Source organism: Pseudomonas sp. B22129 (assembly GCF_044218875.1).
Lineage (GTDB): Bacteria > Pseudomonadota > Gammaproteobacteria > Pseudomonadales > Pseudomonadaceae > Aquipseudomonas.
The window spans coordinates 1,497,120-1,510,339 of record NZ_CP162592.1; the positions used below are offsets into that span (position 1 = coordinate 1,497,120).

The window sequence follows — 13,220 nt, forward strand, 5'->3', positions numbered from 1 at the left end:
TATGACCTGGGGCAGTTTGGCCCAAGCGCTTGCTTGTGTATGCTCCGTGCACGTTTCGGGCTCACCATTATAAGAACACTGCCTATGACCCTCAGTACCGACCTGTTCGGCGCCTCGACCGCGCCCGCACAGGTCATTCGTAAACACTACGCAACCGAGATGGCGGTCGAACGCACTCGGCTGTTGTACCAAGGCTCCTTGCTGCCGACGTTATTGATGTTGGTCAACGGCCTGGTCTGCGCCTGGTTGCTGTGGAACCCCAAGCAATACCTGCTGGACAGCATCTGGCTGGTCTGGCTGCTGGCCCTGGTGGCGATGCGCGTGATCCAGGTGGCCGCCTTTGATTCGGCGATGCCCAGCCGCCAGGCTCTGCCGGTGTGGGGGCGCATGTTCATGCTCGGGTCGGCGGTCAGCGGCCTGACGCTGGCAACCGCCGCCATCGCGCTGGTGCCGGCGGACAGCTTTATGCAGCAGGCCTGGGTGTTTGGCCTGATCGGCGCAGCGACGCTGTCGGCCAGCGTGGCCTATGCCGTGAGCCTGCCGGCGTTCCTGTCCTTTGCGCTGCCGTGCCTGGTGCCGGCTATTGTCTATTTATTCTGGGACGGCACCCCGCAGCAGCAAGGTTGGGGTGTGCTGGGCCTGATTTTGCTGGCTTCGTTGAGCCTGGTGGCGTGGCAGGTCAACCGCCTGATACAGCGCGGGCTGCTGAGGCGTTTCCAGAACCAGGCCTTGATCGAGCATCTGCAGCAGGCGCAGCAGCGCAGCGAGCAGTTGAATCAGGAGCTGGTGCGCGAAGTCGAACAGCGCCGCCACGTCGAGCAGGACCTGCGCGATGCACAAATCGGCCTGCAGGACCGCGTGGCGCAACGCAGCCAGGAGCTGGACGCCGCCAGCCTGGCCCTGAACAAAAGCGAAGCGCGCCTGGCCATGGCCCTGCAAGCCAGTGAATTGGGGCTTTGGGATTGGAACCTGCAAACCGACGAAGTCCATCACACCCAACTCAAGGAGCTGTTCGGCCTGGAGCCTGAATACGTCACGGCGATGCTCAGCCACCTCAAACCGCGCCTGCATCCCGAAGACTTGCCGCTGCTCAAGCGCGCACTGGTGGAACACCTGAAAGGTCGCAGCGAGGATTACCAGGTGGAGTACCGCGTACGCCATGGCGATGGGCACTGGGTCTGGATTGAAGACCGTGGCCGCGCCGTGGAGCGCACGCCGAGCGGGCGGGTCACGCGTATGCTCGGCACACGTCGTGACATCAGCGCCGGCAAGGCGTTGGAAGAACAGCAGCGGCTCGCGTCGACCGTGTTTGAGGCCGCCAGCGAGGGCATCGTGATCCTCGACCCTGATTACGTGCTGATTGCCGTAAACCAGGCTTTCAGCCGCGTCACCGGCTTTGAAATTGGTGACATGATCGGTCGCAACGTCGTTGAGCTGCCCAGCAGCCGCGACGCCCGCCGCCATTTCCCGGTGATCCGCCAAGCGCTCCTCAGCCACGGCACCTGGCAGGGCGAGTTGGTGGAAACCCGTAAGAACGGCGAGCTGTACCCGCAATGGCTGCAGTTGAATGTCGTGCGCGATGTCCGGGGAAAAGTCAGCCATATTGTGGGCTTCTTCGCCGATCTGTCTGCGCGGCGTGAATCCGAAGAACGCATGCGCTACCTTACGCACTACGACGAACTGACCGGGCTGGCCAACCGCTCGTTGTTCCGCGAACGCCTGCGCGAGGCCCATACGCGAGTACGCCAGGGCGGGCGTAGCCTGGCGCTGCTGCACATCAACCTTGATCGTTTCAAGCTGCTCAATGACAGCCTGGGCCACGAAGTGGCTGATCAGCTGTTGCAGAAAATGGCACGTCGTTTGATCAATGCCTTGCCCGAGGCCGACACGATTGCGCGGATGTCCGGGGATGAATTCGCGGTGCTGTTCGATGCTTACGGTAGCCTTTCCAGCCTTGCGCGAGTGGCCACGCGGTTGCTCGCCAAACTGCGCGTGCCGGTGACGGTGGAGGGGCATGAGCTGGTGGTCAGCGCCTCGATGGGCGTCAGCCTGTTGCCAGACAACGCGCGGGAAATTTCCGCGCTGGTGAGCCAATCAAACATGGCCATGCAGCACGCCAAGCATTTGGGGGGCAATAACTTCCAGTTCTTCACCGACAGCCTGCAAGCCAGCACCCTGGAGAGGCTGCAGCTGGAAAACCACCTGCGCAAGGCCATCGACGAGCGCCAGCTCACCGTGTTCTACCAGCCGAAACTGTGCCTGGCCACCGGCAAGCTGAACGCTGCCGAAGCGTTGATTCGCTGGGAGCACCCGCAATGGGGCATGGTGCCTCCGGGGGACTTTATCGGCCTGGCCGAAGAGACCGGCCTGATCGTGCCGCTGGGCGAATTTGTACTGCGCCAAGCCTGCTGGCAGGCGTGCGAGTGGCAGCGCCAGGGGCTGGCGCCGATTCGGGTGTCGGTGAACCTCTCGGTGCATCAGTTGCGCCAGGGCAAGTTGGTCAGCCTGGTGCGCCAGGTGCTCGAAGAAACCGGCCTGGCCCCGCAATACCTGGAGCTTGAGCTGACCGAAAGCCAATTGCTCGACAGCGTGGAGCACATCATCGCCACCTTCCAGCAATTGCGCGACCTGGGCGTGAAGCTGGCCATCGACGATTTCGGCACCGGCTATTCATCCCTCAGCTACCTCAAACGTATCCCGGTGGACTACGTAAAAATCGACCAGACGTTCATCCGTGGTCTGGGGCAGGGGCGTGAAGACGCCGCCATCACCCGCGCAATCATTGCCATGGCCCACGGTCTGGCGCTCAAAGTGGTGGCCGAAGGCGTGGAGGATCAGCAGCAGTTGGACTTCCTGCGTGGTGAGCGCTGCGACGAGGTGCAGGGTTACCTGATCAGCCGACCGATGCAGGCCGAAGGGTTGGCAGAATTGTTACGGAAAAATGCAGATTTTCCCTGAGGTTGGCCGGGGCGCCTTTATGGCTACATGGCGCCTGCCCGCTGAATCAGAGGGCATCAGGGCGATTTAGTGATGCATCGGACGGGCAAAACGACAATTCTTGTAGTATAACTACAAGCTTGCTACATCCCTGGCGTCTGCCAATAACAAGAGTCCTGCCCTTTGAACCTGTTGCAACATATCGCCCAGTCGCGCCACCTGTTACGCAAATCGGAACTCAAGGTTGCCGATCACGTGCTGCTTGACCCTGCGGCCGTGATGCACAGTTCCATGGCCGACCTGGCCCACAGCGTGGGTATCAGTGAGCCGACCATCGTGCGCTTCTGCCGCGCCATTGGTTGCTCGGGGTTCCAGGATTTGAAACTCAAGCTGGCCCAGAGCCTGGCCGCGGGTGCGAGCTTCGGGCAGTTTGCGATTCATGAAGACGATTCCGTCGCCGATTACAGCCTGAAAATCTTCGACACCACCTTGCACACGCTGATGGAAGTGCGCGAGAAGCTCGACCCGGTGGAACTGCAAAAGGCCGTGACAGCGATGTCCCAGGCCCAGCGCGTCGAGTTCTACGGTTTCGGTGCCTCCGGTGCCGTTGCGGCGGATGCCCAGCACAAATTCTTCCGCCTGCTGCTCACCGCCGCGGCGTACAGCGACCCGCACATGCAGGCGATGTCGGCGGTGACCTTGAAGCCAACCGACGTGGCCATCTGCATATCCCAGTCCGGCCGCTCCAAAGACCTGTTGATCACCGCCAACCTGGTGCGTGAAAGCGGCGCGTCGCTGATCACGTTGTGCCCGAGCCAGACGCCGTTGGCGGAGCTGTCCACGGTCAACCTGGCGATTGATGTGCATGAAGACACTGAAATTTATACGCCGCTGACTTCGCGCATCGCGCATCTGGTGGTGATCGATGTGCTGGCGATGGGCGTGGCCATGGCGCGCGGGCCGAGCCTGGTCAACCACCTCAAGAGCGTGAAGCGCAGCTTGCGCAGCCTGCGGTTGTCACCCAAATCCGTTAAAGCCCTGGACGACTGATAGGTCGCACGCACAGCAATGTGGGGTAGGGCTTGTGTGGGAGCGGGCTTGCTCGCGAAGGCGGCGTGCCAGTCAAGGATGTTGTAACTGAACCACCGCATTCGCGAGCAAGCCCGCTCCCACATTTTGATCTCCTGTATTTCCAGAAGATTCATCGTCCTGTCATCCCCGCGCCGCTAAACCGTAACTCCCCAAGCCCATCCTGTACTCCCCGTACTCGCATTGGGAGACTCGAAATGACCCGTCCCTACGAAGACAGCAACAGCGCCGTAAAAACCCGCCGTCAGCAGGAAGACCAGCGCCGCATGGCGTTTCGTCGCGCCATCGAAGACCGTTGCGAAGAGCGCCAATTGCTCCAGAGCATCAGTGACTACCCGGAACTCCATTGGCAGGCACCCGCGGCTGCCCAGCGAAACGCTCAGCCAGCGCGCTGATCTGCACCCGTTCGCTGCGGATAAAGCCCAGGAACGCATGGGCCACCGGTGACAGGCGCTTGGCTTTGGCTTGCACCAGGCACCAACTGCGGTACAGCGGCAATTCTTCCACCGGCAGCTCCTTGAGCCCGCCGGTGGCCAGCTCCAGGTTGACCGCGTGGCGCGTCAGCAACGCCACGCCCAACCCTGCGCTCACACACTCACGCTGCGCCTCGGCTGAGGCCACTTCCACCGTCTGGGTGAAGTGCACGCGTTTCTCCTTGAAATACTCCTCGCAGGCCAGCCGCGTGCCGGAACCCGGTTCGCGCAGCAGTAGCGTGTAGGGTTCCAGATCCTGCAGGCGCAGCGGCCCTTGCAGGCTCAAGGGATGATCCGGCGGCGCCACGGCGATGATCGGGTTGTTGAGGAACGGCAGGAATTCCAGCCCCATGTCCTGGGGGACCATCGACATGATCACCAGGTCGTCGCGGTTGTCGGAAAGCCGGCGAATCACCTGCGCGCGGTTGACCACCGTCAGGTGCAATTGCACCTCGGGGTGCTGGCGCTTGAAAGCGGCAAACAGGTGCGGCACGAAGTATTTGGCGCTGGATTCCACCGCCAGTTTCAGCTGGCCTTGCAATGAACCTTGCATGTCCGAGAGCTGCATATCGAGGTTTTCCAGGCGCCCGAAGATGTCGCGGCTGGCCCGTTGCAAGGCTTCGGCGGCCTCGGTCATGTAGAGCTTTTTGCCGACGTAATCGAACAGCGGTTGCCCGATCAGCTCTTCCAGCTGGCGAATTTGTAGGCTGACGGCCGGTTGTGTGAGAGACATTTCCTCAGCCGCGCGACTGTAGGAGCGCAAATCACAGACTTCATTGAAAATCTGCAATTGACGCAATGTCATACGCATCAATGACTTACGCATTATCAAAACCCTTCTGCCAGACACCGTGGTATCAACTATAAGTCTTTACTTATACACGACCCAATAATTATTGATTTTTGTTAATCCTTCGGTGCGCATAGTGTGTGTCTCGCGACTGTCATGAAACATTTGGTCACGCGCCGACCCGGATCCAGGGGGTCGTAGAACGCAGCAATCGGCTCAAGGGAATTTCCAAGTGATAAAAAAGATCCTGATCGCCAACCGTGGTGAAATTGCCGTACGAATCGTGCGTGCCTGCGCCGAGATGGGCATTCGCTCGGTCGCGGTCTTTTCCGACGCCGACCGCCACGCGCTGCACGTCAAACGTGCCGACGAAGCCCACAGCATTGGCGCCGAGCCGTTGGCCGGCTACCTGAACCCGCGCAAGCTGGTGAACCTGGCCGTGGAAACCGGCTGTGACGCGCTGCACCCCGGTTACGGTTTCCTGTCGGAAAACGCCGAGCTGGCAGACATCTGCGCCGAACGTGGTATCAAATTCATCGGCCCTTCGGCGGAAGTGATTCGCCGCATGGGCGACAAGACCGAAGCGCGCCGCAGCATGATCAAGGCCGGCGTGCCGGTCACCCCCGGCACCGAAGGCAACGTCGCCGATATCCATGAAGCACTCACCGAAGGCGACCGCATTGGCTACCCGGTAATGCTCAAGGCCACTTCCGGTGGTGGCGGTCGTGGTATCCGCCGTTGCAACAGCCGTGAAGAACTCGAACAAGCCTTCCCCCGTGTCATTTCCGAGGCCACCAAGGCGTTCGGTTCGGCGGAAGTGTTCCTGGAAAAATGCATCGTCAACCCCAAGCACATCGAGGCGCAGATCCTCGGCGACAGCTTTGGCAATGTGGTGCATCTGTTCGAGCGCGATTGCTCGATCCAGCGCCGTAACCAGAAGCTCATCGAAATCGCTCCAAGCCCGCAACTGACGCCGGAACAGCGCGCCTACATCGGCGACCTGTCGGTGCGCGCGGCCAAGGCCGTGGGCTACGAGAACGCCGGCACCGTGGAGTTCCTGCTCGCCGAGGGCGAGGTGTACTTCATGGAGATGAACACCCGGGTGCAGGTGGAGCACACCATCACCGAGGAAATCACCGGCATCGACATCGTGCGTGAGCAGATCCGCATCGCGTCGGGCCTGCCGCTGTCGGTCAAGCAGGAGGACATTCAGCACCGTGGTTTCGCGTTGCAGTTCCGTATCAACGCCGAAGACCCGAAGAACAACTTCCTGCCGAGCTTCGGCAAGATCACCCGTTATTACGCGCCCGGCGGCCCCGGCGTGCGCACCGACACGGCGATCTACACCGGCTACACCATCCCGCCGTTCTACGACTCCATGTGCCTGAAACTGGTGGTGTGGGCGTTGACCTGGGAAGAAGCCATGGACCGCGGCCTGCGTGCCCTGGACGACATGCGCCTGCAAGGCGTGAAGACCACCGCCGCCTACTACCAGGAAATCCTGCGCAACCCGGAATTCCGCAGCGGCCAGTTCAATACCAGCTTCGTTGAAGCCCACCCTGAGCTGACCAACTACTCGATCAAGCGCAAACCCGAAGAGCTGGCCCTGGCCATCGCCGCCGCCATCGCCGCCCACGCAGGCCTGTGAGGAATACAACAATGTCCAAGAAAATCTTTGTCACTGACACCATCCTGCGCGACGCCCACCAATCGTTGCTCGCGACCCGCATGCGCACCGACGACATGCTGCCGATCTGCGACAAGCTCGACAAAGTCGGCTACTGGTCCCTGGAAGTCTGGGGCGGCGCGACCTTCGACGCCTGCGTGCGCTTTTTGAAAGAAGACCCGTGGGAGCGCCTGCGCAAACTGCGTGCCGCGTTGCCTAATACGCGCCTGCAAATGCTGCTGCGTGGCCAGAACCTGCTGGGCTACCGCCATTACAGCGACGATGTGGTTAAAGCCTTCGTCGCCAAGGCTGCCGTGAATGGCATCGACGTCTTCCGTATTTTCGACGCCATGAACGACGTGCGTAACTTGCGCGTGGCCATCGAAGCGGTGAAAGCCGCCGGCAAACATGCTCAGGGCACCATCGCCTATACCACCAGCCCGGTGCACACCGTCGAAGCTTTCGTTGCCCAGGCCAAGCAGCTGGAATCCATGGGTTGCGACTCCATCGCGATCAAGGACATGGCGGGCCTGCTGACGCCGTACGCCACGGGCGAGCTGGTCAAGGCGCTGAAAGCCGAGCAGACCCTGCCGATTTTCATCCACTCGCATGACACGGCGGGTTTGGCCGCGATGTGCCAGCTCAAGGCCATCGAAAACGGTGCCGACCACATCGACACCGCCATCTCCAGCTTTGCCTGGGGCACCAGCCACCCGGGTACCGAGTCGATGGTTGCCGCCCTTAAAGGCAGCGAATTCGACACCGGCCTGAGCCTGGAACTGCTGCAAGAGATTGGCCTGTACTTCTACGCCGTGCGCAAGAAGTACCACCAGTTCGAAAGCGAATTCACTGCGGTCGACACCCGAGTGCAAGTCAACCAGGTGCCGGGCGGCATGATCTCCAACCTGGCCAACCAGCTCAAAGAGCAGGGCGCACTGAACCGCATGAGCGAAGTGCTGGCCGAAATCCCGCGTGTGCGTGAAGACCTCGGCTTCCCGCCGCTGGTGACGCCGACGTCGCAGATCGTCGGCACCCAGGCGTTCTTCAACGTGCTGGCCGGCGAGCGCTACAAGACCATCACCAACGAAGTGAAGCTCTACCTGCAAGGCGGCTACGGCAAAGCGCCGGGCACGGTGAACGAGAAACTGCGCCGCCAAGCCATCGGCAGCGAAGAAGTGATCGATGTGCGCCCGGCCGATTTGCTCAAGCCGGAAATGACCAAGCTGCGCGGCGAAATCGGCGCGTTGGCCAAGTCCGAAGAAGACGTGCTGACTTACGCCATGTTCCCGGACATCGGCCGCAAGTTTCTCGAAGAGCGCGACGCCGGCACCCTGGCGCCGGAAGTGCTGTTGCCGATTCCAGAGGCTGGCGGCGTGGCCCGTGCAGGCGGCGAAGGCGTGCCGACCGAGTTCGTCATCGACGTGCACGGCGAAAGCTACCGCGTGGACATCACCGGTGTCGGCGTGAAGGCTGAAGGCAAGCGCCACTTCTACCTGTCCATCGACGGCATGCCGGAAGAAGTGGTGTTCGAACCGCTCAACGAATTCGTCAGCAGCGGCGGCAGCAAGCGCAAGCACGCCACTGCGCCTGGCCATGTCAGCACGGCAATGCCGGGCAACATCGTTGACGTGCTGGTCAAGGAAGGCGACGTGGTCAAGGCCGGCCAGGCCGTGTTGATCACCGAAGCCATGAAGATGGAAACCGAAGTGCAGGCAGCGATTGCCGGCAAGGTGACCGTTGTTCACGTGGCCAAGGGCGACCGGGTCAACCCTGGCGAAATCCTGATTGAAATCGAAGGCTGATTCAGCCTTCGACACTACCGTTTAATCCTCGGGGGGGCAGGTGCCCCCCTTTTTTTTAACTTGCATACCCAAGCCTGCCCGCCGACCCCGTGAAGTAAGGATTGAAGTTGGCTCCCACGTTAAGGCTTACCGGCAGCCCAGGAGGTAGCAGCGATACCCTGACACCCACGAAGGCGTCAGCACGTACGCCCGGCCCTGCGGAAATACTATGTTTCGGCGCGGTGTATTTTGAAGTGTCAGTGCTAAATGTGACGGAATGTTGAATGTTAAAAGTAGGGGCTATACTTGCCCCGCCATTCACTTGTACCGGACCGGCCTGGACGTTTGCGGTGGCACTGCTTCTTGAGACGAAAGTATAACTATTGGTAACGGTTACCGTTTTATCGTTATTAAATGATACTTGTGGGTCTTTGTTGGGTGTCACGGTGTAGTCGAGACCGGGACCTCCTGCTCTTATTGTTTGCGCTGTTTCATGGGAAAAGCTCTGGCTTATGCCGCCACCGATGTCGCCCACACTTGCCTGTGCCCCACCGTTCACGTTAGCAATTTGAGTGGTCGTTAACGTGGGGGAGAAGTTTGCGTTAAATTTGACTTCGCCATTTAGCTTTAAGGTAGTACTGAACTCCGGAGCGCTGACAGTGATCCTTTTTATTACGCCGGCCCCTGCGTTAACACCCACGCCCGTTCCCAAGATGTTTGGAATCCCTATGCTGCCCGTACCGCTCAATTCGAACTGCATATTCGGCCTGACGCTGGCACGCAGGTCGCCGCTTTCTGTGACACTCAAGGTGATAGCGGGGTCAAATCGTACCGTTTTGGTTACCCCGACATTGACGCCGGGAATCGGTGTGAGGCCTGCAGAAATAAAGACATTCGTTCTAGGGATAAACGTGAGTGTCGGCAGGGGTTGAAATGTCGCTTTCCCGCCTGGAACGTTCGCTGTATAGGGTGCGAGCGGCGAATAAGGCGTTTGATTATTTATTGGATCTTGCGGTTGCGGGGCGTGAGGCTGATAGGCTGGGTTTGAAGAAACTGCATTCATAATGTTTCACCTTTAGTCAGTATTTTATCGTTGGCGGTGCACTGTTTTTATTAAGTTATGCTGCCCGATCTTTACATCTATCTACACGTATAGCGCGCTCGATAGATGTACAAATACTGTGTGGGATGAATAGTTTATTAGTTCCGTACAGGAACGGCTGCCGAGCCTATAAGCGTTTTTATCATTGTTTTAAAAAGGGTCTTATTGACAAATGAATAGGGGGTGCTGATGTGTTAAATGGCGTGGGATTAAACCGACAAAGAATGACAATACAGTGGGCCGGACTCAGTATTGGGTGGCTGTTTATCGATGTTCAGAAGATTAAGCACATATTAATTAATTTCGGCCAAATTTTGATCCAGGTCGAAGGCTGGTCAAGCCTTCGACAATGCCGCTGAATCCTTATCTCAGAGGCTTTCTTTCCCTGGCGTCCAGTTCAGCCCTGTTAAAAACTCATCTGCCATTGGCCGACCAAGGCGTGGTTGCGGCTGTTGCTGCCGATCTCTCCGGTATAGCCCAAGCCCAGGCTATGACGAGCTGACAAGCCCACATCCAGCCCGGCTTCGAGTAAGAGGCTGTCGCGGTCCAACGCGCTGCCCTCGACGTTGAACGCTGTACCGCCCGCGAGGAAAGCCTGGCGAGTATTGCTGTCGACGTCGCCGTAAGTGTGTTTCCAGCCGGCGCTGACCCGTGGGGTGAGGCTGATGCCATTGTCCAACTGGCTCAAGTGCGCCAGGCGCAGGCCGAATGTGCTGCTGAAGTTGTCCTGGGTCTGGCCGTCCACGTGCAGCGCAGCGGAGCCGCCTTTCTCGTTGTAGCTGTCGCGCTGATAGCGCTGGTAGCCGAGGCTGGCGAACGGCTCGGCACTCAGGCGACCGCTACCCAAGGCGTAACCCAGTTCGGCGAAGGCTTGTTGGCTGTTGGCGTCGTAGTCGCCTTTGGGACGGTCGTTGAAACCTTTGAAGGCCACGGTGCGTTTGCTGTCGCCTTGGTGGCCGCTGTAAGCCGCGCCGAGGCGCAGGGCCAATGGCCCGCTTTGGCGCATCGCGTAAATGCCGGCGTGCCAGCTGTCGACGCTGCCGTCGACGCCGGTGGTGTCCAGATCGGTTTTGGAGTAACCGCCCAGCACGCCGACACGCCATTCGCTGTCCAGCGCCCAATCGGCGCCGAGCACTGTGCCCTTGGTGCGCTGGGTCAGGCCATTGCTGCCGTGCTCACCGTCCAGCTTGCCGTAGCTGCCGATGCCTTGCAGCCACAGGCGGCCGCGTGCGTTGGGGTCGTTGAGGTTACGCGCATCGCTCGGTACGCCGGTGGCAGCCAGTACAGGCGTGTCTTTTTGATCGAGCCCGACCAGCAAGCCTGCGCCGCCGCCCAGTTGATGCATCGCCGCCAGCATGCTGTTGCCCACCTGGGCACTGGCGCCGAGGGTGGCGCTGGTGAGGTTAGCGGTGCTGCTGCCCGCCAATTGCTCGATGGCTGCGCCTGCGGTGGCGTTGGTGGTGTTGAGCAGGGCGTTGTACAACGTGCTGTTTTTGCCCAGGCTTGCCAGGCTGTTGGCGGCGTTACTGCCGTTGCCGGTGCTGGCGAACTGATTGAAGTTGACGTCGTTGCGTGTGTACGTCAGGCCAACCTGCGTTGGGCTGTAATCCAGGGTCGGTGTGAGGAACGCGTAGTCACTGGTGACGTTGCCGAATGTGCCGTTGATGCTGCCGGCTTGCAGCACGGTGTAATGGCTCTGCCATGGGTAGGTGCCGGTTCCGGGATTGACGGCCAACGTGGCGCCATTGAGATACGCCGTGCCGCCGACCTGAACCGGCGCGCTGCTGCCGTCGGCGTTGACGCCGTAGGCCAGGGTAGCGCCGCTGCCGAAGGTCAGGTCGCGAGTGATGCTCGCGGTGCCCAAAGCGGTGTTGGTCTGCAAGGTGCCGTTGACCAGCAGGCTGCCCACCGAGCCGCCGCCGGCATAAATACCGCCCGCGTCGACTGTCACGTTACCCACGATGCCGCCCTGGTTGATCAGTTTGGCGCCGCTGAAAATCTCGCCGCCGTCGCTGAAGTCACCCTGGCTGGTGAGGGTCCAGGTGCCTTGTTTCACGTCCAGCCATTCGAAGTTGCGGCTGTTGCCGAAACTGCCGCCGGCCGGGTCGTCCATGGTCACGCGGTCATAGCCTGCGCCGCCGTCCACCAGGCCGACAAAGCGGCTGCCACCGAGCAGCACCAGTTTGTCATCGCCGCCGCCCAAATCCAGCGCCAGGCCGTTGCTGCCGCTGATGGTGCCGCCGTTGATCACGGTGTCGGCAAAGTTGCCGACGAACTTCACGCCAAAGCCGTTCAGGCCCTGAATGGTGCCGTGGTTTTCCAGGGTGGTTGCCGCAACGCCCGGGCCGTCGCTGCCGTCGTCCACCAGCACCGCGTTGTTGGCGCCGCTGACCAGGGCGCCGCTGGCGTTGTACACATAGCCGCCGCCGAGGGCGATGCCTTCGCTGCCGTTGGCAAAGCCGTTTTTGTCCACGCCGCCTGCGCCGACGCCCTGAATGATTCCGTAGTTCTCGATGTGGGCGATTTTGTCGATGTCTACGCCGTCGCCGTCGCCATCCGGTTGCAGGCCGGAGAAGGCGCCGGTGATGGTGCCGTGGTTGATCACCGTGCCGTCGCCATCGGAGCCGAAGCCCGAACCATTGCGGCCGATCACGGTGCCGTAGTTGGTCAGCGTGGCGCCAAGGTCAGTGGTGATGCCGTGGCGGCCGCCGGAAATCAGGCCGTAGTTGGTCACCGTCACGCCGGTGGCGGAGTCGATGTCCACGCCGTCGAATTTGTCATCGCGGGAGAAGGTATCGCCCGTGGAGATCTCGCCATAGTTGGTGATGCTGGCGTTGCCGCCGGTCTTCATGCCGTCGCTGGCATCGCCGCGAATCAGGCCGCCTGCGCGGTTGATGATGGTGGTGGTGACGTTGCTGCTGCGGATCGCATCCAGGTCCAGCCCTTGGCCGGTGGCAGAGCGAATAGTGCCGCTGTTGTCGATCAACAAGCTGCCGCTGGCAAAGTTGCTGTTGATGCGCAACGCGTCATTGGCGCCCTGGATCACGCCGCCGGCGAGGTTGTAGATGCTGTAGTTGCGCGCCCCGGTCAGGGAGCCCGAGCTGTCGATGCCACGCCCGCCGCTGGAAACCAGCTTGCCTGCGTTGGTGATCACCACGCCCGCGCCGCTGGTGCCGTCCTTCAAGGTCACCGCCACGCCCGGCGTGGTGATGCTGCCCGCCGCGGAGGTGGTCAACGCATCACTGCCACCCAGGGTTTGCCCGGTGGTGGTGGGTGTGTTGATTTGCAGGTTTTTCGGCGGGGCAGTGGCCGCTTCGACGAAGCCGCTGCTGGCCAATAAGGTAATGGCGAGCGCGAGGCGATGGGGAGACGGGGGCATGGC

General features: G+C 60.8%; 8 protein-coding genes. 5 read left to right on the forward strand and 3 right to left on the reverse strand.

Annotated features, from left to right (window positions below):
• The first annotated feature begins 84 nt into the window (after positions 1 to 84).
• The 3 genes from AB4P94_RS06770 to AB4P94_RS06780 all read left to right on the forward strand — a co-directional run bounded on the left by AB4P94_RS06770 (position 85) and on the right by AB4P94_RS06780 (position 4,421).
• Positions 85 to 2,958: an EAL domain-containing protein gene (locus AB4P94_RS06770; RefSeq protein WP_395609925.1), complete on the forward strand. Its 2,874-nt coding sequence runs from the start codon at positions 85 to 87 to the stop codon at positions 2,956 to 2,958.
• Between the two features lie 162 nt (positions 2,959 to 3,120).
• Positions 3,121 to 3,987: a transcriptional regulator HexR gene (hexR, locus tag AB4P94_RS06775; RefSeq protein WP_003177007.1), complete on the forward strand. Its 867-nt coding sequence runs from the start codon at positions 3,121 to 3,123 to the stop codon at positions 3,985 to 3,987.
• A 236-nt stretch (positions 3,988 to 4,223) separates the two neighbouring features.
• Entirely contained in the window at positions 4,224 to 4,421 is a 198-nt protein-coding gene (locus tag AB4P94_RS06780) for a PA3496 family putative envelope integrity protein (RefSeq protein WP_395609926.1), read from the forward strand.
• On the opposite strand, the gene AB4P94_RS06785 is transcribed toward AB4P94_RS06780, so the two are convergent.
• On the reverse strand, positions 4,351 to 5,325 hold the full coding sequence (locus tag AB4P94_RS06785; RefSeq protein ID WP_395609927.1) for a LysR family transcriptional regulator: 975 nt from the start codon (positions 5,323 to 5,325) through the stop codon (positions 4,351 to 4,353). The genes AB4P94_RS06780 and AB4P94_RS06785 overlap by 71 nt on opposite strands.
• A 196-nt stretch (positions 5,326 to 5,521) precedes the next feature.
• On the opposite strand from AB4P94_RS06785, the gene AB4P94_RS06790 reads away from it, so the two are divergent.
• Positions 5,522 to 6,937, forward strand: a complete 1,416-nt coding sequence (locus AB4P94_RS06790) for an acetyl-CoA carboxylase biotin carboxylase subunit (RefSeq protein WP_395609928.1) — start codon at positions 5,522 to 5,524, stop codon at positions 6,935 to 6,937.
• A gap of 11 nt (positions 6,938 to 6,948) precedes the next feature.
• The gene (oadA, locus tag AB4P94_RS06795; RefSeq protein ID WP_395609929.1) at positions 6,949 to 8,757 is read left to right on the forward strand and encodes a sodium-extruding oxaloacetate decarboxylase subunit alpha; all 1,809 of its coding nucleotides are present in this window, start codon (positions 6,949 to 6,951) and stop codon (positions 8,755 to 8,757) included.
• A gap of 55 nt (positions 8,758 to 8,812) precedes the next feature.
• On the opposite strand, the gene AB4P94_RS06800 is transcribed toward oadA, so the two are convergent.
• Together AB4P94_RS06800 and AB4P94_RS06805 are read right to left on the reverse strand one after the other, a co-directional pair.
• Positions 8,813 to 9,799 carry a hypothetical protein gene (locus AB4P94_RS06800; RefSeq protein WP_395609930.1) on the reverse strand — a complete coding sequence of 329 codons (987 nt, stop codon included), beginning with the start codon at positions 9,797 to 9,799 and terminating at the stop codon, positions 8,813 to 8,815.
• Positions 9,800 to 10,244: 445 nt separating this feature from the next.
• Positions 10,245 to 13,217 carry an autotransporter domain-containing protein gene (locus AB4P94_RS06805; RefSeq protein ID WP_395609931.1) on the reverse strand — a complete coding sequence of 991 codons (2,973 nt, stop codon included), beginning with the start codon at positions 13,215 to 13,217 and terminating at the stop codon, positions 10,245 to 10,247.
• Positions 13,218 to 13,220: the final 3 nt, after the last annotated feature.